The sequence below is a fragment of the Endozoicomonas arenosclerae genome, assembly GCF_001562015.1.
GTDB lineage: Bacteria > Pseudomonadota > Gammaproteobacteria > Pseudomonadales > Endozoicomonadaceae > Endozoicomonas_A > Endozoicomonas_A arenosclerae.
This window is the reverse complement of record NZ_LASA01000150.1, coordinates 1-22,734: the sequence shown is the minus strand read 5'-3', so window position 1 is coordinate 22,734 and position 22,734 is coordinate 1. Positions and strand designations below refer to the sequence as shown.

Below are 22,734 nucleotides of genomic sequence, written 5' to 3'. Positions count from 1 at the left end.
ATCTGGAAATTGGATTGATGACCCGGAATTAAGTTCGCTCTGAACACCGTCAAAGGGCCTAGACATTGGTCTAATGAAGCGATGGTTTTGAGCAATGGAGGAAACAAGGAGCGGCTGTGTTGTTGATGAAAACACTCTGGGGTGAATTCGATTTCCCATGGGCTTGTTAAAAGCGAAATATAGATAAGGGTTTTCTGAAAGATCCCAAAAAAGCCGCTTAAACGGTTGACAGGACAGGCTTAAATCCTGAAAATGCGCACCATCTTTCGGCGGCTAGGTAGCTCAGTTGGTTAGAGCACAGCACTCATAATGCTGGGGTCGGCAGTTCGAATCTGCCCCTAGCTACCAAGTTGAACGTCAATCAGCCAATTGACACACAAAATCAACATGGTAACGTCGAAAACGTCTCAACGAGACAGCAGCTGGGGTGTCGCCAAGCGGTAAGGCATCAGGTTTTGATCCTGACATGCGGGGGTTCGAATCCCTCCACCCCAGCCATTTTATACTGATCTTTCTTGATGATTTAATCGGTTGACATTAGCCGGATAAATCAACAGAATGACGGTCCAAATTGATGGCTAGGTAGCTCAGTTGGTTAGAGCACAGCACTCATAATGCTGGGGTCGGCAGTTCGAATCTGCCCCTAGCTACCATCATTTGTTGGGGTGTCGCCAAGCGGTAAGGCATCAGGTTTTGATCCTGACATGCGGGGGTTCGAATCCCTCCACCCCAGCCATATATTAAAGCCCGACTGATTTCAGTCGGGCTTTTTTCGTTTATGCTGCTTTAAACATTGCAAACGTCCCCTCATTATCTGTGCACTCAAACGCTTTTTATTGAGTTCAGTTCCAGTTGAGTATTTTACCCACAGGCAAGTGTTGAAAAGTTAACCTGTTGTAATTGCGGATAGGCAATCACCCAAAACATCAAGATAATTCATTCCGTGTGCAGGCTTGATCCAACAAAAAAGAATTTTTCAAAAACAAAGAAAATAGTTTGAGTCACTTTCTAAAAAAGCTAGTCTCTTGAGCAAAATAAAGTTTGAACGTGTTTGATCACTTCATTGGAGAAGCATTGATCGGATTACGTGTTTGTTTTCAGGTCTGCACACTAATAGATAACTTGGGGCAATCCCCCGTAGACTAAAATCCGGAAATCTAAAGACCGGAAATTCTATTTATTTGAGGCTTGTTTTGGATTTTGTACTCACCCTTGATTGGGGTATTTTGCTGTTTTCGGTTGCGGTGCTGGCCGGATTTGTTGACTCCATTGCCGGAGGCGGTGGACTGATCACGGTGCCTGCACTGATGGCTGTGGGTTTGTCACCTGCCCAGGCTCTGGCTACCAATAAACTGCAAAGTACCGGTGGATCATTTTCTGCCAGTGTGTATTTTGTCAGAAGAGGTCTGGTGAATCTCAAAGACATGCGCTTTGCGATTTTCATGACTTTTGTCGGCAGTGCAGTGGGTACCGTGCTGGTTCAGATGATTGACGCCTCTGTACTCAAGCAGATCATTCCTTTTCTGTTATTGGGTATTGCCGCTTATTTTATTCTTTCTCCCGGAGCCCGAAAAACAGAAGCAACGGCTGCCAAAATGAGTCTGACGGCCTTTGCCTGCACAGCCGGTGTGGGTGTCGGTTTTTATGATGGCTTCTTCGGGCCGGGTACAGGCTCTTTCTTTGCGATTGCTTTCGTCAGCCTGATGGGTTTTTCCCTGACCACGGCAACAGCACACACCAAAGTGCTGAATTGCACCAGTAACGTGGCTTCTTTGTTGTTCTTCATGCTGGGTGGGCAAGTCGTCTGGGCGGTGGGTGGCATCATGCTGGTAGGGCAGTTTATCGGTGCCAGACTGGGTTCCAGAATGGTGGTGAAGCGGGGTCAGCAGATCATTCGCCCTATGATCGTCATTATTTCGTTGGTGATGACCGGCAAGCTAATGTGGGACGAATATTCTCACTTACTTTTTTAACCGTGAAAATTTTTCATCTCCCTAAAGGTTTGTCTCGAAATAACTTCCCGGTTTACATGCGGATTCCGTTCACCCTGAGCTTGTCGAAGGGTCGTGGTATTGGACTTCGACAGGCTCAGCCCGAACGGGTTTGTGAAGAGTTCAACAAGGAAGTTATTTCAGGATTATTCCTAGGGGCGATGAAAAAATATATTTTTCGCTCATAGCTTATTTAATCCCGGAACAGTTTTTCTGCGCTTTCGCTGATTTAGCGTTATTATTCATATTCCAGACAGCCATGAGCCACTAGTCTTGCAAGCTCATGGCTGGTTTCAGTCGATAATAACGTCACTCAAGTGTTTGAATGGACAGCAGTTGGCTCAGTGCATTGTTCGGGGGACTCTATCTTGCCCTGATCATAGCTTTTGGTATTCACGTCATCATGCAGCGAAGGCCTGTAGGCGTTACACTCGCCTGGCTGTTAATGCTGTTTATTCTGCCGGTAGCCGGTTTTTTCTCTTACCTGCTTTTTGGTTCAAGGCGTCTGGGCTCAAGAAGGCTCAAGCGGCTGGAACACTTATACCCTGACTACGAACAGTGGTCGAGCCACCTTTCACGGGTCATCACCCAAAGACAGGTGGAATGCCCATCTCATACTCCACACACCGGTATTTACAAGCTGGCAGAACAGACTCTGGGCATTCCGGTACTGCCCTGCAGCAAACTCCAGCTGTTCCATGAAACCGACACGATTCTGCACGGCCTGCTCCATGACATTGAAAAAGCCAGGCACAGTATTGTTCTGGAGTTTTATATCTGTGAACCTCGGGGGCGAATCAAGGTTCTGGCAGAAGCCCTGATCAGGGCTGCACGACGTGGCGTGGATTGCATGGTCATTCTTGATGCCGTGGGCAGTCGCCAGTTTCTTCGGGGTGAATGGGCCCGGCGCTTTCGACTGGAAGGTATCAGTGTTACGGAATCCATGCCGGTAGGTTTGGTCAGGATGTTGTTCGAGCGAGTTGATATCCGCAACCATCGCAAGATTCTGGTGATTGATGATGAAATTGCCTGGAGTGGCAGTTTTAACCTGGTTGATCCGGTTCACTTTCGCCAGGGCGCCAATGTGGGTCAATGGATTGATGCCATGGTCAGGGTGGAAGGTATTCCTGCTCATGTCATGGCTGTAATTGCTCACTGGGATAAAGCGCTTGAAACCGGTGAAAAGCATTCGTCGTTTAATGCCACCTATGAGTTTCCTCCTTCTTATCTGAGCTGTTATATCGGTGCAGACGTTCATGTACTGCCTTCGGGGCCAGGCATTGATCGGGAAAGGTTGCATCAGGTATTGCTGACTGCCATTTATGAAAGCAAGGAAGAGCTATTGATTTCCACACCCTATTTTGTACCGGATGAGTCTTTGCTGACGGCATTGAAATCAGCCGCTATGAGAGGGGTGGATGTACAGTTGCTGGTGCCTCACAGGAATGATTCAAGAATGGTGCACTATGCCAGTCGTTCATACTATGAAGACCTTTTGAATGCAGGGGTAAAAATACTGCAGTTCAAAGGCGGGTTGCTGCATACCAAGTGTGTACTGGTAGATCGCTCAACCATTCTGTTTGGCACGGTAAATCTCGATATGCGCAGTGTCTGGCTCAATTATGAAGTCACCATGATTATCTACGACAGAGCTTTTGGGCAGACCATGGCCACTCTGCTGGATCAATACATGCAGAGTTCTGAACCCGTTCATTTGAACGACTGGAATCGTCGACCCGTCACCAAGCGATTCCTGGAAAGTCTTTTTCAGTTGTTAAGCCCTTTGTTGTAAGAAGGATGACAGGGGTTTCAAAATAAGATGTTAAATATTTGTGACGGTGAAACTTTTCATTGATGCGTCTCGTAGTTAAAGAATGAAGGCAGTTGTCTTCATCATGCAGCCATGATCGGCTGCTTAAAAAACTATTATGGACGACGAGAATAAACATCATGAAAAGAACAATTCTGGCTGTTGCTGCAGGTATGCTTTTGGGTTCTCAGCCTGTTCTGGCAGAGGATCATTTTAAAGGTTACTACCCTCAGGCTGCTGCCACTTATGAAGTGACAGTGACCAATATTACTCGTGGACAGTCGTTTACTCCGATTCTTGCCGCTACCCACAGAAACAGCTTCCGTTTGTTCCAACTGGGTCAGCCTGCTTCTGATGAGCTGTCACAGCTGGCTGAAGGGGGAGACATTAATCCTCTGAAAACAGCTCTGGATGACGCCTACAGAAGTGTCAGTAAAACGGCTTCCACAGCAGGGTTATTGAATCCTGGCCAGTCTACTACTTTTGAAATTCAGGCCGGTCATGGCGTTAAGCGCCTCAGTATTGCCGCTATGCTGATTCCCACCAACGATACTTTTGTCTCCCTGAGTGGTGTAAAACTGCCTAAGTACGGTTCAAAAACTTACCGTGCCTCTGCCTATGATGCCGGTTCCGAGCCGAATGATGAGATTTGCGCAAACATTCCCGGACCGGTTTGTGGTGGTGCTGGAGTGTCGGCGGGTGAAAGTGGTGAAGGTTTTGTTCATATCAGTGCCGGTATTCACGGAGAAGCTGACCTGGCTCGCTCTGCCTACGACTGGAGAGAATCTGTTGCCACAGTGACTGTGCGCAGAGTCTACAAATAACCGGTAGCTATTGAGAATGACCAGGGGTGTATCTCGAAATAACTTCCCGATTTACACTTGGACTCCGTTCACCCTGAGCTTGTCGAAGGGCGGAGGTATTGGGCTTCGACAGGCTCAGCCCGAACGGGTTTTGAGTGGGTTTCAACAAGGAAAGTTAATTTCAGATAAGTCCTAAAGCGATGAACACCAGGAGATAGTTGTACCTGGTGATGTAAGAAATACACTATACAGCGTTCGGTTGTTCAAATAATATCGAGGCTCAATGCACAGGATAAATAATAAAAATGATTGGGATGCTGCTGGATATATTGGTCACATTTTTTCTGCTGGGCTGGCCCATGATTTTAATGATGTCGCCTGTAGCCTTTGATAACCCTTATGGTGATGCCAAAAGGCAGATCTTCTTACTGCTGAGTATGGTGGGCTACCCTATCCCCATTTTTGGTTTGTATTGGCTTTTTGGTGGCAGTTACTTTGGTATTTCCGGCCTGACGTGTCTGGTGATTGCGCTGGTTGCGGTGATTTCGGCCATGCATTTTTTAGGTTACCTGAAATGGATTTTCAAAGAGTGGTCTCACTAAGATGATTGCTTTAATTAAAATAAAGTGAAGCGGGTCACATTCTGTACATTTGATCTATTCAATTCTCCTGTGGCATTCTGTCTGCTCATCCCGAGTCAGTCTTTATGAGTGCTCAATATGGTGGTTATAAAACCAATAATAAAAAGTCAGCTACTCGCTAGACTGATTGTCATCTTCTTCTTTATCTCTTTCTCTACCGCAGGAACTGCCATGTCTATTTTTGATGCAGGGAAAGCCTGCATAGCTTCAGCCATTAAAGTTCAGGTCATGAAAAACGGGGAGCCGGTGAAAAATGCCCGCGTTGTCCGTGAAGTGGATTGGCATAATGTCGGTAAGGAAAGCGATTCCGCCACCACGGATGAACAGGGATTTTTTGAGTTACCTGAACTCTATATGCGTTCCATCACCCGAAGTCTTTTGCCTCTGGAGTTTGTCGCCACTACCCAGATCAAGCTGGATGTAGAGGGGGAGACCTATGAAATTCTATACGCAGCAAAGCGAACCGAAGCACCCAATGACGAATTTGGGGGCAAACAGGGTATTTTTAAATGTGATTTGAACCAGGAAGAAGAAGAGCTTCATCGATTTGGAGCCAGCATGCTCGATACTCGCTGTACATTCGAATAATAAAAAACCGGGATTGTATGAAAGGGAGTTTCCAAAATGTCTGTTCTATCGGCCAGTATTGTCAGTCAAATGGCATCGGACGTCTACATCTTAAAAAATGCCAACCTTGATCCCGATACGAACCCTGACCTGAAGCTGATTCTTAAAGCCAATAAAAAATATTTTGATTTAGGCCTTGAGAACAAGCTGGAAGGGAAAGCGGGTGGATTGATTATCAATAAAACCAGCGGGTTTGGTATTGTTTCCCAGGGTAAGGGCGTTTATTCCAGAGATGCTTTTATCATTCTCAGAGGAACGGCAACGGGTTATGACGTACTGACCGATTTGAATGCAGGGTTCTCCAGCTCAGTGGGTGGTAATACCGTTCACCTGGGCTTCAATAATACCTTCAAGTCGATTCGTCCCCAGCTTGAACAGTTCTTCGACCGGCAGAAAACCCCCATTACCACCATTCATTGCATTGGCCACAGTCTTGGCGGTGCGCTGGCGAGTCTTGCCGCTGAGTGGGCTATGCAGACCCGGCGAGCCAGTCAGGTAAACCTTTACACCTTTGGCTGTCCCAGGGTGGGTCTGGAAGGATTTGTCCGCCGTTTTGAAGACAAGATGCAGGGAGGCAACATCTTCCGGGTTTACCACCGTACTGATCCTATTCCCATGGTGCCTATCTGGCCATTTATGCATTTGCAGGAGGATGGCATTTACTCCATTCCCAGCCCCGGACAGTTCATCAGTCCGGAATATCATAAGATGGCTCAATACATTAACAGTGTCGGCAGTAAGAGCTGGGAAGTGTTGGAAGCCCTTTATGATGAATCCGTTGAAGATTCAGCAGTAGAAAGATGGTTGTCGTCTGACAGCTTTGTCAGTCTGACCGCCAATACTTTGAGAATGTTCAGTTATGCCATCAGTTTTGTAATCAGGAAAGTACTCAAAGCCGTTGCGATAACGATTCAAACTGTTTTTGGGGCTGGAACCACACTGCTTGATCAGCTGGCTTATATTCTGAATCGTGGACTCAGTGCCGCTGAGGCTGTTTCCGGCTGGGTGATCAGTCTGGTGAAAAAAATGGCGAGGGCTTTGGGGATCGGTATCCGAGAAGGTAAAGACATGACTATGCGGTTTATCCGCTATGTGCTGAATGCCTTGTCAAACTATGTCCGTCAGCTGGTGCAGAAATCCATCGACTTTATTACCGGTTAAGAACCCTGGTAGTCAGTTCAGGGTTCTTAATCCATCGAGCAAGTCTTACTTGTAGACTTCCAGGGTATCCACAGTCATGGCATACAGCGTTTCTGTATATTCTGACTGGTTGGTCTCAACGTGCAGGGCGCCTACCAGCCAATAAGGGGTATAGCCTGCTTCTTCAACCTTGATGCCATCTTTGTATTTCACATAGATGGTCTGGTTAGGCGGCGGTGGTGGTACGTGTACACAGGCACCCATGGTTGGAACCAGCAGCAGTTCTGTAGCCTTTTGATCCTTGTCCAGATTCAGTGGCACCAGATAACCCGGAATTCTTACCGTGCGCTTGTCCAGTTTTTCAACGGGGGTCTGACCCAGCTTATCCAGGTAAGCGATCACATCAGCCCGTTCCATTTTGCCAGCCTGGTAGCGATCAATGACTTTTTGATCCGGGGCGGGCATCAGCTCATCCCAGGTGATCTCTTTTGCTTCCACTTTGGCGGCTGGCTTTTCAGCCGGTTTTTCAACCGGCTTGGCCTGAACAGCCACCACTGGCATTACTGCCAGCAGTGCCGTCAGCACTAAGGATTTTCCTGTTTTCATAGTCTTTTTCCTGTTTGTCATGAAACTTTTTCCACCACCTGGAATGATGGAAAAAGTTTTTTTCGCTTAAGGCTCCTTCAGACTCTTATCGTCAGACCATCGGCGAGTGAATTTTTATAAGCGCGCCAGGCCGGGATCATGCCCAGAACAATGGCGCAGACAATGATCATTCCGGCCAGGGACCATTCAAAGGTGCCTGGCGAACTGATCGCTAAATGAAGCCCCAGCATCTGTTGCACGACGGGTTGAACAGCAAACAGCAGCCCGTAAAGTATCAGGAAGCCCAGGAGGGTTCCGGCAATGGCGTAGACAACGGATTCGGTGATCATCAAAGTGAAAATGTGAACCGGTCTTGCTCCTGCGGAGCGGAGAATAGCCATCTCACGTCGTCTTTCATTGAGAGATGTGAGAATGGTGGTCAGCATGCCCATCAAACCGGCAAAAACCACCATGACGGATACGACCAGCAGTGCTTTTTCTGCTGTGCCTACCAGTTGCCAGAGTTCCTGCAGGGCAACCCCGGGCAGGATGGCTGTCATGGCTTCCTGGCGGTATTCATTCACTTTCCTTTGGTAACGGAAAGCAGAAATGCGTGAATTAAGGCCAACGTAATAGGCTGTGATGCTGGTGGGTTGCAGATTCATGGCTTGGGCCTGTTCTGCAGAAACAGAGAAAGCTGCAATGGGGGGAGCACCGTTGGCCCAGTCGATATGCAGGGCTTCAATCCCCTGCAGGGAAATCAGGATGACCCGGTCCGTTGGCGTGCCGGTGGGTTTCAATATTCCAGTGACTGTGAAGGGCTTGTCATCGTGAGATTGCAGACTCTTGCTTTCAACACCATGACTCAGTGCGATTTTTTCGCCGATGTCATAGCCCAGACTGGCGGCTACTTCTGAGCCCAGAACGGCGTCGTACAACTGTTCAAAGGGTTTGCCTTCAGACAGTTGCAAGGATTCATTGTCACCGTATCTGAAATGATTGAACATGCCGTGGGAAGTGCCCACTACCCGATAACCATGGTGGGAGTCCCCCAGGGCAATGGGAACAGACCATTTCACCGCAGGGTCCGAAGTCAGATCCTTATAGGTTTCCCAGGTGATATTGTTGGTGGCGTTACCAATATGAAACACAGAGTAGAGCAGCAGGTTCATGGAGCTGCTTCTGGCACCGACAATCAGGTCGGTTCCGGAGACGGTGTTGGTGAAACTGTTTTTGGCTTCTACCCGGATACGCTCAACACCCAGTAACAGGGCAACACTGACAGCAATGGAGAAAATAGTCAGCAGAGCGGTGGTTTTGCGGTTTTTAAGGCTTTTTAAAGCCAGGCTTAAAATAGACATCAGGCCACCTCCATCGTTTTATTTACAGAAGGAGTGGCGGTCTTGCTTTTGCTGGCACGGTTAATTTCATTGAGCGCAATACTGCGATCAAATAAAGATTCAAGACCCTGATCGTGGCTGACAAACAGCAGGGTGTTACCGGCTGCTTCACATTCGGCAAACAACAGATTGATGAAGGCTTCCCGGGTATCGGTATCCAGCGCGGAGGTTGGCTCGTCGGCAATAATCAGGTCAGGCTTGCCAATCAGTGCTCTGGCTGCAGCCACACGTTGTTGCTGACCAATACTGAGTTCTGTAACAGGGCGGTGCAGTAAAGAATCATCCAGCTCCAGATGTTTCAGCAACCTCCTTGCTTCATCCTGTTCGCTGGCAGCATTACTGGCGAGATTGCTTTTCCTGCCTTTAGCAAAGCTCAGGGGCAGGGTGACATTCTCGATCACAGACAGATAGGGAATCAGGTTAAACATCTGAAAGATAAAGCCAACATGATCGGCACGGAAACGGTCGCGCTGTACCGGGGAAAAACGACTAATGTCGTTCCCCAGTACATTGACTTGTCCCCGCTCCGGGGTAATGACGCCACCGAGCAATCCCAGAAGAGTAGTTTTACCGGAGCCTGATGGGCCCCGGACAAAGACCTTTTCCCCTTTGGAAACGGTCAGTTCAGGAATATCCAGAACCGGAATTCCTGCTTTCCAGCTGAACTCAATGTTGCTGAGTTCAACCACGTTAGAGCGGGGAGCGGTCATTTTAGAAACGCACCTCAGGATTGTTTTTGGTCATTTCTGCTGCAGCCTGACCCTTTTGGGTAAAGCCCTGTACGCTCAGGGATTGACTGCGTTCAAACACTTCAAACAAAGAGGTGCTGATGGTGTCCAGCTGGTTGGCATTGCCGCACTCAAAGACATACGTCGCGGAGATGTCCATGTGCCCACCTTCACCTTCGTGACCTTCATGGCCATGTTCGTCATGGTGCCCATGATCATCATGTTCCTTGGACGCGTGCTCATCGTGATGCCCATGGTCATTGTGATCCTTAGAGGCGTGCTCATCGTGATGCCCATGGTCATCGTGATCCTTAGAGGCGTGCTCATCATGGTGTCCATGATCATCGTGATGGTCATGCTCGTCATCATGGGATTCAGCACCGGCATTGGCTTTTGCACTTACCAGCTTGCAGGAAGCGGCTGGAGTCATGCTCCAGAGGCTGGAGGCTTCAAGCTTTTCCAGAGCTTCATGTAGCTGGTGGCGTTGCTTGTCGTTGGTGATACTTTCAAAACCCAGAACATCATTGGCTGGCATTTTCAGTTCAAGATGAACCTCAGAACCTTCTACCGCGAAGTTCAGCGCGCCGTGGCCATGCACGTGGGCGTCAACGTGACGTGGCTCTTCATTAGTTGTGGACACCTGTGCAGAGGCATTCATGGACAGAACGCCAAAGGCAATCACGGAAGCCAGTTTGGTCATGCCGGTAACCTGTTTAGTAAGAAGGCGCATATTCTTTCACTCGTCTGGTAACACATTAATAAAGTTCGTTGTTTATTGGGGTGATCAGACAAGTACTGGCGGGGCGCGGGTCAGCCTTTTAGTGGGTGTTACCGACGAAGCGGAACTGACTTTTTCAACAGTATTGAAAGGTGAACAGAGTGCATTGTCTGCAGACAGAAGATTCAGTGATGGCGGTGCCTGGGAAATGAGCTGACAGGCTGCCGAATGATGCTGGTCTGAATGCCAGTGATTGGCATGATCATCCAGTGCTTCTTCAGTAGACAGACTGTGAGCCTTGGCACTGAAATCTTCATGGACTTTGTGAGTGTGGCTGACGGTGTACAGGATGACTAATAAATAAACGACAGTCATCAGGCAGAAGCGTGAAGCATTCCGGCCTTGTCTGTGCGCTGTCTTTATCAGGCTCATATTCAGCATTCAGTCGTGTTATTTGTACATCTGTTTTAGGTGCCTGAATTATTCTCTAAAGAGCTAACAAAAAGCAATGCTATAACATGAAATCATTTGCGTTTAACCGAACCCATTCAACACAGAGATTTTGGAGAGCGAAGCTTTTGTTCGCCGCCCTTCGGGTGGAGTAGGTTTATAACGGGGTGAAAAATGTACAGCCTATAATGGGGCTCTGGCAGAATCGAATCTGGAGAGACCTGAATGAGCGAGCCCAAGCAATCCCGTGTCTTCTTGCCCGGTGAGGCAGAATCCTTCTGGCAGCCTGAGCCCGCAAACGGTTTTGTTGAGCTACGGGTTTCAAAACACAGCTCGATAGCTTCCAGTCGTTTTGAGACAGGTATTCAGGTGGTTTCCCCGGGTGGCTATGTGCGAGAACACCAGCACAACGACCAGGAAGAACTCATTCTTGTTTTTGAGGGTGAAGGGATTGCCCTGGTGGAAGGCCAGGAGTATCCCATGTGCAGCGGTACCACTATTTATCTGGCCCCCCATGGTCGGCATAAGTTCACCAATACCGGTAAGGGCCCCCTGAAGTTTTTCTGGGTGTTTATGCCGGAAGGGCTGGCAAGTTTTTTTGCACGAATCGGTCGGCCTAAAAAGCCGGGTGAATCAGTTCCAGCATCTTTTTCCCGACCTCAGGATGTTGAAGCCATTGAGAGGGAAACGGCCTTTGGCAAACTGGAGGGGGAGTAATGTCGTTTGTTCAAATCAATAATGAACCCCCGCTGTATTTTGAAAAAGCCGGTGAAGACAAACCCCTGATATTGATCACAGGCCTCAGTGGCAATGCTTCTTTCTGGCATTGTCAGAGAGAAGCTTTCGCAGAGGCTCATCAGGTGATCACTTATGATCAGAGAGGCTCGGGGAAGAGTCCTCTGAACCAGGGGGACATTTCCATCGACCATATGGTGACGGATTTATTAAATCTGATGAACTGGCTGGATATTGAAGAGGCCGATATTGTCGGCCATTCACTGGGAGGAGCTATTGCCCAGACACTGGCTCTGAATCATCCTGATCGGGTGGGGCGGTTAGTGTTGAGCTCCACATGGTCCAAGCCGGATCTCAGGTTTCTTCGCTTGCACGAGTTACGTTCAGCTTATTTACAAGAGTTTGGGGCCCTGGCCTATCTGAAGACCAACCCACTGTTTCTTTATCCTGCCTGGTGGCTGCGGCAGCATCCGGAATTGCTGGAAGTTGCTGAACAGGATGTGTCCAGACTCATGCCGGATCAGGTGGCTACTCTGGCCCGAATGGAAGTGCTACCAGTGTTTGAAACCTTTGAGTTCCTGTCGAATATCCAGTCCTCAACATTAGTGATGGGAGCGGACGACGATATGGTGACACCGACTTCCATGCAGGAAGAGTTGGTGGAGTGTATTCCGGATGCCCGGATCAAACTCTTCTCCCGTGGCGGACATTTTTATCCGCAGGTCAGGGCAGAAGCGTTCAATCAGGCCGTTTTGCAGTTTCTGGATGATGCCAGCTGATTCAGTTACTGGACTGAATGGCGTTATACACCGCACCAATAAGGTTTGCGTCGTTTTTGAACCGGGCTATATCCACAGTCACATTAATCGACAGCGCACCTCTAAGCTGGTTAATAGTGTCTAAAGATTGCAGCAGTTCGTTTTTGAAGGCAGGCCGTTCCGTGATTCCGCCGGATATGATGATTTTTTCCGGGTCATAAACACTCTGAAGGTTGGTCAGCAGCACGGCCAGATGATCGTAAAATGACTGGATAACTTCCTGGCAGATTACATTCCCTTGTTCCGCCAACTGGAAAATGTCTTCGCCTGTTACCGTTCGGTTTAAACGTTCTGATGCCGTTCTTACCAGTCCGCCGGTTGCCGCCAGTTCACTGAACCCTTTGATGGACTGTGTCTGGTGGTCGTATTGAATCATCATCCCAAATTCTCCCCCGTAAAGGTGGGCACCTTTATGGAGTGTTTTGTTTTTGATGATGGCGCCCCCAATACCTGTTCCCACCACAACAAACAGAGCATCGTTGCAGTCGGCCGCTTTACCTTGCCAGACTTCTGCCAGGGCAGCACAGTTGGCATCGTTCTCAATAAATACCGGTATGCCGAGCAAACTTTGCAGAGTGTTTTTAATATCAGGGCCGTGCAGGTAAGTAAGTGCTGAACAACCGGCAATCGTACCGTCATCCATAGGCAAGCCCGGTGCACTCAAGGCTAAAGCTTTTATCTGATGTTTTTCCGGCAGGGATTCGAGGTACGTCTGGATCAGGTCATAAAAGTCACTGATGTTTTCCCTGGGGGCAGGTACCTTGTCGTTTTTAATAATTTGACCGTGGTCGTTAATGAGACCCCGTTTAACAAAGGTGCCTCCCAGGTCGATGGCCAGATACATATTCTTCTTCTTTTAATGGGGGTTCTGGTTACTATGGTAACACAGTTGAAATCGGTTTCATTTCGCCTTTGGGCAAGCACAACTGAAAGCCATTAATGATTCCAATGGGCATGCCTTCGAATAATGGAGCGGGTCAGCCACAGCAGAAAGAGGGTAAACAGCATGGGCAGAAGGAACACTTCCATCATGGTGACTGCCACATAACGGGTCAGGTTGCTGGCCAGGTAGCTCGACTTTTCTGACAGTTTAACCCGGGCATTCTTGAACTGGGTTAAAGAGCCGCTGGCATCATCCTTGATCGAAGCGGCGCTGGAACCGCCCAGAATGTGGTCGTGAGTATTCACTACAGCCTGATAGCTTTCCTGATAGAGGGATTCGGTTACGGCTTCGCTGGATTGCCTGACCATATGGATCGAGAAAGGAAAGATCACCACCAGAAGTAATACAGTGATAACCGCGCCTTCACCAAAACGAATCAACGACATATGCCAGCGATTTTTGGCTGACAGCCAGGTGTCGGCAATTAAAATAGCCACCAACCCTATTTCTGCTGTCAGGATCAGCCACGGAGTTAACCACTGAACCAGCTGAAGGGTGTTGTCGATGAGGTGGAGGGCTACCAGATTGAACAAGGCAAAGTTTCTACCGAAAGCCACCAGGTCGGAAGCCTGGGCAATGACATTACCCAGCTGAATATTGGCGTCGACAAAAAAGCTGATGCCAAACTCACTGCTTTGCAGTACCAGAAGGCCGGCATGTAATTCCGATAGTGTGAGTGTCATGGACTCAGCCCGATCCTCGGCACTGTCTATAAAGGCATCGTTGGACTGGAAAAGGCTACCCATCAGCCATTCATCCAGAGAAGCCAGTTGTCCGTTGCTGGCTAACCAGGAGGTGAACACCGACAGCATCAGCATTAATAGAAGCAGGAAGTATTTGAACCACAGGGAACGTTTGTTGGCGGTCAGGGTATGAGTCTGGCTGGTCATATCTGACAATCTCCCAATGCAAGTAATGATTGTTCGCTGCCTTTAAAGCGGCTCTGATCCACAAAGCCGGAAACGCCTTCAGCTTTTCCCTGATCGGTAAACTGCCAGAACGCCCAGTTGATGCTGGCTACATCCGATGCCTCGTCACTGTAATCGCTGATCCAGACGGTGTAGTGACTGAAGGCTTCTTTGAGATACTCATCCCAGAAGTTCTTGTCAGAATAAATGATGGGTCGGCAACCCATAGTGTTTTCGACATAAACCAGCCAGCTTTTGATGGCTTGCTGGAAGTTTGAAACATCATCATCCGGTGCAACTTCTACATCGAGTACGGGAGGGAGGGTGAACTTGATGTTCTGGGTAGCGTTAATAAAGTGGCGGGCCTGTTCCAGCCCGTCTTCATCGGGGGAGTAAAAGTGGTAAGCCCCATAAGCCATGTCCGTATCATCAACATTATTCATGTTTTGAATAAAGTCAGGGTCGGTATACTCGGTGCCTTCTGTTGCTTTAATAAAAGCAAAGTGAAAATCGTCGGACACCTCTTCCCAGTCAACGTTCCCCTGATAATGAGAAACATCAATTCCCAGCAGGTCGGTAGCGGCCGTTTTTTGTTCTATGGGTGTATTGGCTGTTTTGTCAGAACTGACTTGAAGTGCTGGTTTGGAGTTTGATGGATTAAGAAGGTGTGAGGCGCTGCTATGAAGCCAGTGAAAAATGGCTAGCAACAGCAGGGCGTCCAATAAATAAAGGCCGTAGCGTCTGGCGGTTTGGGGCATCAGGGTTCCATCCTTTGAACCGTTGATACTGCATGATGTAATCGGTGCGACAATCACTGAGAATATTTTCTGCAGCTCTTGCTAATGTCGGCCGTTAGATCATGGTTTTGACCAGATTTCTTCGCGTTCGCCAGGAAGTGATGACGACGGCTACAAGGTGTAGACCCACAAAATAGTACAGGCCGTTAACCAGCATGGCGTGCCATTCATAAACACCGTGTTCAAAGCCGAAGTCGGTATCCTGCAGCCAGCCAGTGAATGCAGCCAGTGCCAGAGTGATCCACATCAGCCAGACGGCCATGGCTCCCATCGGGTTATGACCGTCTTCGCCTGTTTGCCGGGTTTTCAACTCATGGAGGTGATGTTTAATACCGGCGAAGGAAGGTTTGATGTCTTTAAGGCGGGCAGGCTTAGGTGCCAGCGTGATGCCGTAAAGCAGGCGAAGGCAAACCAGGGCAAGAATGCTCCAGCCAAAATACTCATGGAACTGGTCTCCCCCCTCAACCAGAAAGTGGTTGCTGAGGAACAGGACGGCGACTGTCCAGTGAATCAACTGGACAGTGCGTGGCCATCGAAATCGTTTAGACGTCGAACTCACGGTGGTACTTCTTCTTGATGTCGTTCAGTTTTCTCATTCTCTGCTTGGCCAGATCCAGGTCTTCCTTGTCCAGAGCAGCCTGAACACCAGCCAGACCGGTCAGCAGCTGATCAATACCTTTCTGAAACGCGACAGGCGCATCTTCAAGTCCTGCTTTTTTGGCGTTTTCTGCGTGGGTACGGAACTCAGTTACGTACTTCTGCATATCCTCGATGGACTTGGCAGAGCCAGAGCGCTTGAAGTTGAAGCCCATTTTTTTCATTTCAGCGTTCAGCTCAATGGAATGGTCTTCGTGTGCATGAGCTGAAGCAGGCATAGCCGCCATGAAAGAAGCAGACAGTGCCAGGGGAATAAAGAGTGCTTTGGCGAGCGATTTCATCATAACTTCCTGAATAAATATTTTCGCTGAAGCATCATAATGACTCAGGAAAGAAATAAGAAGACTGTATGAATAAAACTTTTTGATCCAAAGGCTTGGTCGGGTTGAGGGTCACCTGGTGCTCCTCTCTTTGGTAGATGGAGTGATGTCTCGACAGATCAGCTGAAAATTTCTTATTTGAGTTTAGGTGTATATACCTATCAGTAGTCATAAGACGCTGGCATAATAGTTCGCAAAAAAACAGCATGGAGTTGCTGGTGGCAGAGGGAATAGGGCAGGTTCAGTGGGTAAATATTGAACAGATCTCAGGACGGTAGTGTGCCGTCAAAACTGTCATCTATCAGGATATGAAAAAGCGAAAGAAGCAAGAAAAAAGAAGCTACGTTAAGCATCCAAGATACGGAAGTGAGCCAATTCCCTCCAATAATCAGATTCCTGTTCATGCCATTATCTGTGGCCACTGGAGTTACGATAACGTCCGGTTTTTTCCAGAAACAGCCATAGTCGCTGATACCTCGAAACAGAACTATGCGATCTACCCTCGTACTATTTATGTGGACATTGAAGAGCGGTGCAGGACCTGTCATAGATACTTCATATTTTTTGCCAGGGAGCAACGGTTCTGGTTTGAAGAGCTGGGCTTTTGGGTGGATGCACAGTGCACTCAATGTATTGAGTGTAGAAAGAAAGAGCAGGAAATTCGCTGGATGCAAAAGCGGTATCAACAACTTACTGAAAAGACAGACAGGAAGAAATCTGAAAGCAGAGAGTTGAAACAGATAGCAATGGAGTTGTTTCAGTTGGGTTATATACGGGATGAAAACAAATTAAGGGTTGGTGTTTAGTTGCTTTGGTTGTAGGGGGGGAATATGAATGGATGTCCTTTTATCTTCATTATCTTCATCAGGAAAGTCAAGGAATGCTATTAGTGTAGACATTGGTGACTCATCAGATGCATCAAGAAACAATCACACAGTACGTGGTGATATGAGCCTGCCGATAAAAGGGGGTGCTAAAGGAGGAACGAAACAGGAGTTTGCTGAAGTGAATATGGGCACAAGTATTAATACCAATGCTCATATAGTGTATGCAGATTTGAATGATCTCTTATCAGGTTTAGTATCACTTAACTATGACTCAGCAATAGATGCACTGGAACTGGTAGGTAAGGAGTAACAGTCAAATGTTGGATTTAAGCTTTACAAAAGATCAGACTTGGAAAAATGAACGAGAAGAACTTTGGAAACTGATAGAAAGGGACTTGAAGGAGACTTTTCGAAGGAACGAGTTGAAGGATTTAAAACACTACTTCTTTTCGGGAGAGTCTATTGATACTTATAAGAATGAGGACTCTGGGAAACTGGTATATTTTCCATTGCAAACGAAAGAAGCTTGGGACTTTATTCTAAAAGAAGTCATTATTAGGAGCTCAGAGTTTAAGAACTTGGTGCTACAGAATTTTAGGGATGACTCTGGTGAACCACACATTGCTCCTTATGAATTGGCCTTATGGGATTACTTTTTAACGGAAACCTTTGAAGATAAAGTGACCAGCCGTGTTCCAGTTGGTTCTCAGAAAGTAATAGTTACTGTTGATCTTGATCCATTCGAAGTTTTCAGCATAACTCATCATCACATTAATCTTTTTTTATTTCGAGGGCGGGGACGCGATTGGCCTAAATGGTTAGAACGTCCGGATTATTATTGGAGTTTGTGGCGACAAATATCAGATGAATGTTTTGAACACAATGATAGAGATGAACCTGATAATAAGGCCAGCAGCGCTTATTTTATAGAAAAAATTTTGTCTCAATTGGTAGAGTTCAAACCAGAGCGTGATTTCCCCGACCCCAACCAAACCCGCCCCAAATTCCTGGCTCTGCTCGCCGAAAAAATGGACGAAATGTACGACGATCTCTGCCCAAGGTTGCAACAGCTCTGGGATGAGACCAAAGCAGCCAAGGCCGCAAAGGATGCGGGTCAATGAGTGAAATGACGGCTAGTAATTGAAATTTATTGATTTATGGTTTATGGGACAGCCACACATTTGACTAACTGACCGGTTGAACTACTTTTTTCCTGTTGCTGATGTTCATCATTTCAAACAGGAGTCCTTATGACCCGAGCCCGTAGCAGTCTGATTGATCCAGGATCGACACCTTATTATCACTGCATGGCTCATGTGCCTGCAGGGCTCACCTGGATGGTAAAGATCAGCAGGTAGCTGATCACATGAAATCAGCTACCATTGTTTTAGCCTGTTTTTTGGTTAATAGTTCCTCCTAACCACCATATTTTTGATTGAAGCTCACGGATTTCAGTCTCTATATTGCTTCTCGCTTTATCCAGATCTCCTAAGAGAATAACTTTAATATGAGGCTTCATTTCTCGAGCTATAGCAGCAGCACGACTTTTATTATTACCCTCTAGCCTGTTTTTATTCCTTTCAAATTCGGGGATAAGCTTTTTTACTTCTGTAGACATTTTGGCAACGGTTCTTCCCGAGAACATACCGAGGGTCATCAGAGTTATAGCCGCTTTAAGTGCGCTGTCGTGTTTAAAATCATAAACAGCAGCTTTAACAAATGTTGGTACTAGTTTCATAGTTTACTTCTCCTTACTCTCTATAAAAGAGTAATATTTGGTTAATGTCGCTTATCGGAATTGATTTGATCCCGTTAAGTGTTATTCACACTACAACCAAAAAAAATAGAAAGTAATAACGTCGCTGTTAGTCAGGCTAACGGTAATAAAAGTTCTATGAAGCGTTGAAAAATTAAAAATTATTGATTGCTATGATTCAAAAACAGTCACAGAGTTACTTGTTATAAACAGAAAATGGCAGCCTTTTAAATCTGGAGTAATGACCCTAGAATGTCTTTATCAGGATAACTTTCAGCATGGAAGTCTCTGGCATGAAGAACACCCTCTCGATCCGCTCTTACACCCGTGAAAGCCGTAGCCACACTCATGAGTGGCACCAGCTCGTTCTGCCGCTTAAAGGGGTAATACATATCGAAATGCCTGAATATTCTGGCAAGGTAATGCCAGGTGAATGTGTATTTATTCATTGCGAACAAATACACCACTTTCGAGCTAATGCCGATGCCCGGTTCGTTGTGGCCGATATGAGTGATATACCCTGGGTAGATGATAGCGTTCGCTGGACTGTATTTTCCCTTTCTCCTCCTATGATCAGTTATCTGGATTTTATCGAGAGGCAGCTGGAACATCAGGTGAATCCTGGCTTGGAACAGTCGATGATGAACACTTTCTCGCTGCTACTGGCTGAGCAGGAACCCCAGCGCCAGATAAGTGCGCGCATACGTCAGGTGCAGGAATACATCACCGAATACCTAAGTCAGAACCTGACCATTGACGCTCTTGCCGAAGTCGCCTGCCTGAGTCCAACCCAGTTTAAAAAAGTGTTCCGTGAACAAACCTCTACCAGTCCCCTGAAGTACATTACTCAGGTACGAATGGAAAAGGCAAAAGCTTTGTTGATGCACACCGATCACCCCGTGCAACGAGTGGCTGAACTGGTGGGCTATGGTGATCTGTCCTCCTTCAGCCGCCGCTTTTCAAGCTACTTCGGGCTTTCTCCCAAAGCTTTTTTTAAAGACTGAAAAGCATCTGAACACTCCATAAAAGCGTCCTTTTGGCAAAGTACTCTTATTAACCTGCCGGTATACTTTCTCTCAATCGGAAACGAAATTGCAAGGAGAGAGCTGTATGCATATGATCTCGTTGATAAAAACACAAGACTGGCAGGGAACCGCCGCCATTCTAATCGCTTGCCTTTTGTGGGGAACCACCGGCACCGCTGCCAGTTTTACTCATCAGGTCAGTCCGCTGGCAACAGGTGCCTTTGCTATGGGGGTGGGAGGGCTTCTGCTTGTATTATCTTCGTGGAACTATCTGAAAAGGGATTGGGGTCTATTAAAACAGCAGCAGTCACTGGTTCTTTTTGGTGGTCTCGCTGTAGCCGTTTATCCCATGAGTTTTTATTCCTCGATGGATTATGCTGGTGTTGCAGTCGGCTCGGTGATGTCACTGGCCAGTGCCCCGTTCTGGAGTGCCCTGCTGGAAGGACTGATTAGCAAAACCAAGGTTTCCCGACGATGGATATTCAGCTTTGCCATAGGCATTCTGGGAATTGCACTGCTGGCACTGAGCGAAGGTCATAGTGCTCAGGCAAGCTCTGTTGCACAGAACTACAATCTTGGCGTAATGCTAGGTCTGCTGACAGGATTGACTTATGCGTTCTACTCATGGAGTACAAAGCGTCTGATTCAACATGGTCTGCACTCAAAAGCGGCAATGTCGAGTCAGTTTGCAGTCGCTACAGTCTTGTTGCTGCCATCGTTAGTGATCACTGGTGACCATCTTTTTTCCTCGACTACTAATACTGTGATTGCCGTTTATATGGCTACCATCCCCATGTTTCTGGGCTATCTGGCTTTTGGCTATGGTCTGCGTTTTATCGCCGCAAGTAAGGCAACGTTGCTTACCTTATCTGAACCCGTGATTGCCAGTTTGCTGGCTGTGGTTGTGGTAGGGGAACGGATTAATACCCAAGGAGCGATAGGTATAGTCTTGATAATGGTCTGTCTGTTTGCACAAGCCAAAGGGAAGGAGTGAACAAGTCCCCTGGTTGCTAATCTTTCATCAGCTCATGCTTGTAAAATAAAAGGGACAAATTTAAAGGGCAGTCACGCATTTGGTAAATTAAAAAGTAAAGGTACAGTCATACAATTTTGTGATTCTTTTGTTTTTGGGCGCGCTGGGTTAAAGGGTTGAGTCTTATGGGGATAATGTTTGGATGACCTTGTTTGAGTATCCTATAAATGGATACATTTTAAGGCCAGCCAAACATTCGACTCATAATGCAGCAGAATTAAACAGGTCTGGTGACTTTTCTCATAGTGCCCTGTGGAGTCATGAATGTAGTTACTTTCTGTCCTGGCAAGTCATTACCATAGGCTAACCGGTTAAACAGATATAATGGTAAACTCCGTGCATGTTCGTCCAATTCCACTTTCAGGATATGGCCATTACTTTCACATGCTGTGCCAGTATAGCCAGTGACTGAAACACTCTCCCCCGTTTCTCTGGTCCAGGTACTGGCAAACTCATCCATAGAATTTTTCCGGTAATACAGGGCTGTGAGTGGATCGTATTGTTTCCATACGGAGTTTGCGGTACTGCAACTGTTCAAAATGATTTGTTGTGGTAGGGGCTGTCCGGGTTCAGTGAGGGCTCTTAATTGTCTGATGATGGCTTCTGACAATTGTTGGCCTGAATGATTCGATATTGAAGTGGAGCTGCCATGAGCGCTCACTACGATCAGAGCATCTTGAGGCTGGAAATCAGAGTCTCCAGTGTTGGTGAGGGTGTTTGATTCGACATCTAATTCATAAGTACTGGAATGCATGGGAAAGGTTTCGCACAAGGGACGGCTGTCAACTTGCCCAGGTTCCTTTATTACAATAAGGCAGAGGTGAGACAGGTTGTGATCTGGAAAGGTTTTTTGAAGGTTATTCAAGGACCAGACCCGTACCTTTTCGAGACCGGCTGTAGTAGGTGGAGTAGGGTAATCAGGCTGAAGCAAGGTGTTCATGGTCTCTACGTCTTGAGGCGTAAAATTATCGCTTAACATCTGCCTGTGCATGATACTTTGAAGTCGGTAGTCAGTAATATTGTAACCAGCATCGTTTTTAGCCTGTAAATCAATGCCCTGATGTTTTTCCAGCCAGGAATAATCTGCTTTTGAGAGGGTCCCGGTCTTTAGAATCAAGCTATGGGCAATCGTGTTGTTGTGGCTATCCCGCAGAGAATAGTCGGCACCGGCTTCTGGCAGTCTACAAATTAATGCAGGGTCGGAGTTGAAAAACACCGGAGTGCCGTTTGAGTCTCTTGAGTTAAGCCACTGCTTGCAATCAATACCGATGCTGTTGAGATATTTAAATTTAAATGAAAAATTATTGGGGTCACACAGAAGAAGGTTGTGTTGGTAACTCAATCCATTAGAGCAGAGCTTATTGATGTCTGCGCCCAGCTCTAGTAGATAGTCCATCGCAGGTGCGCATTTAACATCCGAAAATCTTAACCAGAGATTTTCTTTGATATCCGGGTCGCTGGAACATTGGATTGCAAGTTCTATGAAGCGCCTCCAAACAGACTCTTGAGGCTTAAAGATGCAAGCAGCGAGTTCTGCAGTTTTTTCAGGGGGGTATTTCATTGTAATTAGCTCGATCAGCTGTACCCTCATGGGCTCTGGCCAGTGAGTTGATACACAAATCTGATCAGATGCTGCTCTTTGATCGGCTACGCTGGCCTTAAAGTCAGTGTGTTTATCCAGAATTTCAAGAATTCCAGCGAAGTCATGAGTGGGAGTGGCTTTAAGCTGATCTTCCAGTGTTACTTGTGCCGTTGGATGAAAAGATTCGTGTTTCAGTGCAGGGCAATTGCATCAATCTGAACACTCGAAGATAAATTTCTTGTAAACTCTCTATCCAGTTTATTCGAGTCTCCTAGAGTAGTTCATCCGCATGGAAGCCAAGCAGTACCAGCCACTAGCTGATTTTTTAGCCAAAGTTCCTGATCCTCGCTGCCCCGGCATGTGTGATCACAACCTGCTCGATATACTTATCATTGCTGTATGCGCAGTCATATGTGGAGCGGACGAGTGGCAAGACATGG

Annotated in this window: 26 protein-coding genes and 4 tRNA genes; 18 read left to right on the top strand and 12 right to left on the bottom strand. The window is 47.1% G+C overall.

The window, feature by feature from the left end; genetic code table 11:
- The first annotated feature begins 271 nt into the window (after positions 1–271).
- The 10 genes from WG89_RS22965 to WG89_RS22920 all read left to right on the top strand — a co-directional run bounded on the left by WG89_RS22965 (position 272) and on the right by WG89_RS22920 (position 7,033).
- Positions 272–348 (top strand) — tRNA-Met (locus WG89_RS22965).
- A gap of 75 nt (positions 349–423) precedes the next feature.
- Positions 424–498 (top strand) — tRNA-Gln (locus WG89_RS22960).
- A 78-nt stretch (positions 499–576) separates the two neighbouring features.
- A tRNA-Met gene (locus WG89_RS22955) sits at positions 577–653 on the top strand.
- Between the two features lie 8 nt (positions 654–661).
- Positions 662–736 (top strand) — tRNA-Gln (locus WG89_RS22950).
- 457 nt (positions 737–1,193) lie between these two features.
- Entirely contained in the window at positions 1,194–1,973 is a 780-nt protein-coding gene (locus WG89_RS22945; protein ID WP_062270055.1) for a TSUP family transporter, read from the top strand.
- Between the two features lie 343 nt (positions 1,974–2,316).
- Positions 2,317–3,783, top strand: coding sequence for a cardiolipin synthase (gene cls / locus WG89_RS22940; protein WP_062270041.1), 1,467 nt, complete (start codon positions 2,317–2,319; stop codon positions 3,781–3,783).
- 158 nt (positions 3,784–3,941) lie between these two features.
- Positions 3,942–4,625, top strand: a complete 684-nt coding sequence (locus tag WG89_RS22935; protein ID WP_062270040.1) for a spondin domain-containing protein — start codon at positions 3,942–3,944, stop codon at positions 4,623–4,625.
- A 284-nt stretch (positions 4,626–4,909) separates the two neighbouring features.
- Positions 4,910–5,206 (top strand): hypothetical protein, encoded by a 297-nt coding sequence (locus WG89_RS22930; RefSeq protein ID WP_062270039.1) that lies wholly within the window; start codon positions 4,910–4,912, stop codon positions 5,204–5,206.
- Between the two features lie 210 nt (positions 5,207–5,416).
- Positions 5,417–5,833: a DUF6795 domain-containing protein gene (locus WG89_RS22925; RefSeq protein WP_062270038.1), complete on the top strand. Its 417-nt coding sequence runs from the start codon at positions 5,417–5,419 to the stop codon at positions 5,831–5,833.
- A 36-nt stretch (positions 5,834–5,869) separates the two neighbouring features.
- Complete coding sequence (locus tag WG89_RS22920) at positions 5,870–7,033, top strand: lipase family protein (RefSeq protein ID WP_062270037.1); 1,164 nt, start codon at positions 5,870–5,872, stop codon at positions 7,031–7,033.
- A gap of 45 nt (positions 7,034–7,078) precedes the next feature.
- Here WG89_RS22920 and WG89_RS22915 read toward each other — a convergent pair whose 3' ends face one another.
- From WG89_RS22915 to WG89_RS22895, 5 genes are all read right to left on the bottom strand, one after another.
- Positions 7,079–7,618 carry a DUF3299 domain-containing protein gene (locus tag WG89_RS22915; protein WP_062270036.1) on the bottom strand — a complete coding sequence of 180 codons (540 nt, stop codon included), beginning with the start codon at positions 7,616–7,618 and terminating at the stop codon, positions 7,079–7,081.
- A gap of 77 nt (positions 7,619–7,695) precedes the next feature.
- Positions 7,696–8,958, bottom strand: coding sequence for an ABC transporter permease (locus WG89_RS22910; RefSeq protein WP_062270035.1), 1,263 nt, complete (start codon positions 8,956–8,958; stop codon positions 7,696–7,698).
- Positions 8,958–9,707 carry an ABC transporter ATP-binding protein gene (locus WG89_RS22905; protein ID WP_062270034.1) on the bottom strand — a complete coding sequence of 250 codons (750 nt, stop codon included), beginning with the start codon at positions 9,705–9,707 and terminating at the stop codon, positions 8,958–8,960. The genes WG89_RS22910 and WG89_RS22905 overlap by 1 nt, the downstream gene beginning before the upstream one ends.
- A 1-nt stretch (position 9,708) precedes the next feature.
- On the bottom strand, positions 9,709–10,425 hold the full coding sequence (locus WG89_RS22900; RefSeq protein WP_172806898.1) for a ZrgA family zinc uptake protein: 717 nt from the start codon (positions 10,423–10,425) through the stop codon (positions 9,709–9,711).
- An 84-nt stretch (positions 10,426–10,509) separates the two neighbouring features.
- Entirely contained in the window at positions 10,510–10,875 is a 366-nt protein-coding gene (locus WG89_RS22895) for a hypothetical protein (RefSeq protein WP_153301774.1), read from the bottom strand.
- Positions 10,876–11,118: 243 nt separating this feature from the next.
- Here WG89_RS22895 and WG89_RS22890 point away from each other — a divergent pair, with 243 nt between their 5' ends.
- Both WG89_RS22890 and WG89_RS22885 read left to right on the top strand, forming a co-directional pair.
- Positions 11,119–11,610 (top strand): cupin domain-containing protein, encoded by a 492-nt coding sequence (locus tag WG89_RS22890; RefSeq protein WP_062270031.1) that lies wholly within the window; start codon positions 11,119–11,121, stop codon positions 11,608–11,610.
- Positions 11,610–12,407: an alpha/beta fold hydrolase gene (locus WG89_RS22885; RefSeq protein WP_062270030.1), complete on the top strand. Its 798-nt coding sequence runs from the start codon at positions 11,610–11,612 to the stop codon at positions 12,405–12,407. Before WG89_RS22890 ends, WG89_RS22885 begins: the two co-directional genes overlap by 1 nt.
- 1 nt (position 12,408) lies before the next feature.
- Here WG89_RS22885 and WG89_RS22880 read toward each other — a convergent pair whose 3' ends face one another.
- From WG89_RS22880 to WG89_RS22860, 5 genes are all read right to left on the bottom strand, one after another.
- Complete coding sequence (locus tag WG89_RS22880; protein WP_062270029.1) at positions 12,409–13,290, bottom strand: ROK family protein; 882 nt, start codon at positions 13,288–13,290, stop codon at positions 12,409–12,411.
- Positions 13,291–13,382: 92 nt separating this feature from the next.
- Positions 13,383–14,279 (bottom strand): hypothetical protein, encoded by an 897-nt coding sequence (locus tag WG89_RS22875; RefSeq protein WP_062270028.1) that lies wholly within the window; start codon positions 14,277–14,279, stop codon positions 13,383–13,385.
- The gene (locus WG89_RS22870) at positions 14,276–15,112 is read right to left on the bottom strand and encodes a glycoside hydrolase family 25 protein (protein WP_062270027.1); all 837 of its coding nucleotides are present in this window, start codon (positions 15,110–15,112) and stop codon (positions 14,276–14,278) included. Before WG89_RS22870 ends, WG89_RS22875 begins: the two co-directional genes overlap by 4 nt.
- A gap of 37 nt (positions 15,113–15,149) precedes the next feature.
- Positions 15,150–15,653 (bottom strand): cytochrome b/b6 domain-containing protein, encoded by a 504-nt coding sequence (locus tag WG89_RS22865; protein WP_062270026.1) that lies wholly within the window; start codon positions 15,651–15,653, stop codon positions 15,150–15,152.
- Complete coding sequence (locus WG89_RS22860; RefSeq protein WP_079253999.1) at positions 15,637–16,035, bottom strand: cytochrome b562; 399 nt, start codon at positions 16,033–16,035, stop codon at positions 15,637–15,639. The genes WG89_RS22865 and WG89_RS22860 overlap by 17 nt, the downstream gene beginning before the upstream one ends.
- Before the next feature lie 344 nt (positions 16,036–16,379).
- Between WG89_RS22860 and WG89_RS22855 the strand changes: the two genes are divergently transcribed.
- From WG89_RS22855 to WG89_RS22845, 3 genes are read left to right on the top strand one after another with little or no spacing between them, the layout of a single operon-like run.
- Positions 16,380–16,877 (top strand): zinc-ribbon domain containing protein, encoded by a 498-nt coding sequence (locus WG89_RS22855; protein WP_062270024.1) that lies wholly within the window; start codon positions 16,380–16,382, stop codon positions 16,875–16,877.
- A 28-nt stretch (positions 16,878–16,905) separates the two neighbouring features.
- Positions 16,906–17,208, top strand: a complete 303-nt coding sequence (locus tag WG89_RS30585; protein WP_153301772.1) for a hypothetical protein — start codon at positions 16,906–16,908, stop codon at positions 17,206–17,208.
- A gap of 7 nt (positions 17,209–17,215) precedes the next feature.
- Entirely contained in the window at positions 17,216–18,019 is an 804-nt protein-coding gene (locus WG89_RS22845) for a hypothetical protein (RefSeq protein WP_062270022.1), read from the top strand.
- A gap of 266 nt (positions 18,020–18,285) precedes the next feature.
- On the opposite strand, the gene WG89_RS22840 is transcribed toward WG89_RS22845, so the two are convergent.
- A complete protein-coding gene (locus WG89_RS22840; protein ID WP_062270021.1) occupies positions 18,286–18,636 on the bottom strand; it encodes a hypothetical protein in 351 nt (116 codons plus the stop codon).
- 311 nt (positions 18,637–18,947) lie between these two features.
- On the opposite strand from WG89_RS22840, the gene WG89_RS22835 reads away from it, so the two are divergent.
- Both WG89_RS22835 and WG89_RS22830 read left to right on the top strand, forming a co-directional pair.
- Positions 18,948–19,658 (top strand): AraC family transcriptional regulator, encoded by a 711-nt coding sequence (locus WG89_RS22835; protein ID WP_062270054.1) that lies wholly within the window; start codon positions 18,948–18,950, stop codon positions 19,656–19,658.
- 106 nt (positions 19,659–19,764) lie between these two features.
- A complete protein-coding gene (locus WG89_RS22830; RefSeq protein WP_153301771.1) occupies positions 19,765–20,673 on the top strand; it encodes a DMT family transporter in 909 nt (302 codons plus the stop codon).
- Positions 20,674–20,929: 256 nt separating this feature from the next.
- Here the strand turns inward: WG89_RS22830 and WG89_RS22825 are convergent, their stop codons facing one another.
- Positions 20,930–22,108 carry a hypothetical protein gene (locus WG89_RS22825; protein WP_153301770.1) on the bottom strand — a complete coding sequence of 393 codons (1,179 nt, stop codon included), beginning with the start codon at positions 22,106–22,108 and terminating at the stop codon, positions 20,930–20,932.
- 475 nt (positions 22,109–22,583) lie between these two features.
- Between WG89_RS22825 and WG89_RS33015 the strand changes: the two genes are divergently transcribed.
- Positions 22,584–22,734, top strand: a 151-nt coding sequence (locus WG89_RS33015) for a transposase family protein (protein ID WP_172806672.1), incomplete at its 3' end; no start/stop codon positions are given.

Excerpts from the sequence above, each read along its gene's own strand:
- WG89_RS22905 (WP_062270034.1), bottom strand. The coding sequence starts at position 9,707 with ATGACCGCTCCCCGCTCTAACGTGGTTGAACTCAGCAACATTGAGTTC.
- WG89_RS22910 (WP_062270035.1), bottom strand. The coding sequence starts at position 8,958 with ATGTCTATTTTAAGCCTGGCTTTAAAAAGCCTTAAAAACCGCAAAACC.
- WG89_RS22875 (WP_062270028.1), bottom strand. The coding sequence starts at position 14,279 with ATGACCAGCCAGACTCATACCCTGACCGCCAACAAACGTTCCCTGTGG.
- WG89_RS22930 (WP_062270039.1), top strand. The coding sequence starts at position 4,910 with ATGATTGGGATGCTGCTGGATATATTGGTCACATTTTTTCTGCTGGGC.
- WG89_RS22840 (WP_062270021.1), bottom strand. The coding sequence starts at position 18,636 with ATGAAACTAGTACCAACATTTGTTAAAGCTGCTGTTTATGATTTTAAA.
- WG89_RS22825 (WP_153301770.1), bottom strand. The coding sequence starts at position 22,108 with ATGGACTATCTACTAGAGCTGGGCGCAGACATCAATAAGCTCTGCTCT.
- WG89_RS22855 (WP_062270024.1), top strand. The coding sequence starts at position 16,380 with ATGAAAAAGCGAAAGAAGCAAGAAAAAAGAAGCTACGTTAAGCATCCA.
- WG89_RS22925 (WP_062270038.1), top strand. The coding sequence starts at position 5,417 with ATGTCTATTTTTGATGCAGGGAAAGCCTGCATAGCTTCAGCCATTAAA.
- WG89_RS22880 (WP_062270029.1), bottom strand. The coding sequence starts at position 13,290 with ATGTATCTGGCCATCGACCTGGGAGGCACCTTTGTTAAACGGGGTCTC.
- WG89_RS22915 (WP_062270036.1), bottom strand. The coding sequence starts at position 7,618 with ATGAAAACAGGAAAATCCTTAGTGCTGACGGCACTGCTGGCAGTAATG.
- WG89_RS22845 (WP_062270022.1), top strand. The coding sequence starts at position 17,216 with ATGTTGGATTTAAGCTTTACAAAAGATCAGACTTGGAAAAATGAACGA.
- WG89_RS22830 (WP_153301771.1), top strand. The coding sequence starts at position 19,765 with ATGCATATGATCTCGTTGATAAAAACACAAGACTGGCAGGGAACCGCC.
- WG89_RS22895 (WP_153301774.1), bottom strand. The coding sequence starts at position 10,875 with ATGAGCCTGATAAAGACAGCGCACAGACAAGGCCGGAATGCTTCACGC.
- WG89_RS22900 (WP_172806898.1), bottom strand. The coding sequence starts at position 10,425 with ATGACCAAACTGGCTTCCGTGATTGCCTTTGGCGTTCTGTCCATGAAT.
- WG89_RS22935 (WP_062270040.1), top strand. The coding sequence starts at position 3,942 with ATGAAAAGAACAATTCTGGCTGTTGCTGCAGGTATGCTTTTGGGTTCT.
- WG89_RS30585 (WP_153301772.1), top strand. The coding sequence starts at position 16,906 with ATGGATGTCCTTTTATCTTCATTATCTTCATCAGGAAAGTCAAGGAAT.
- WG89_RS22835 (WP_062270054.1), top strand. The coding sequence starts at position 18,948 with ATGAAGAACACCCTCTCGATCCGCTCTTACACCCGTGAAAGCCGTAGC.
- WG89_RS22890 (WP_062270031.1), top strand. The coding sequence starts at position 11,119 with ATGAGCGAGCCCAAGCAATCCCGTGTCTTCTTGCCCGGTGAGGCAGAA.
- WG89_RS22860 (WP_079253999.1), bottom strand. The coding sequence starts at position 16,035 with ATGATGAAATCGCTCGCCAAAGCACTCTTTATTCCCCTGGCACTGTCT.
- WG89_RS22885 (WP_062270030.1), top strand. The coding sequence starts at position 11,610 with ATGTCGTTTGTTCAAATCAATAATGAACCCCCGCTGTATTTTGAAAAA.
- WG89_RS22920 (WP_062270037.1), top strand. The coding sequence starts at position 5,870 with ATGTCTGTTCTATCGGCCAGTATTGTCAGTCAAATGGCATCGGACGTC.
- cls (WP_062270041.1), top strand. The coding sequence starts at position 2,317 with ATGGACAGCAGTTGGCTCAGTGCATTGTTCGGGGGACTCTATCTTGCC.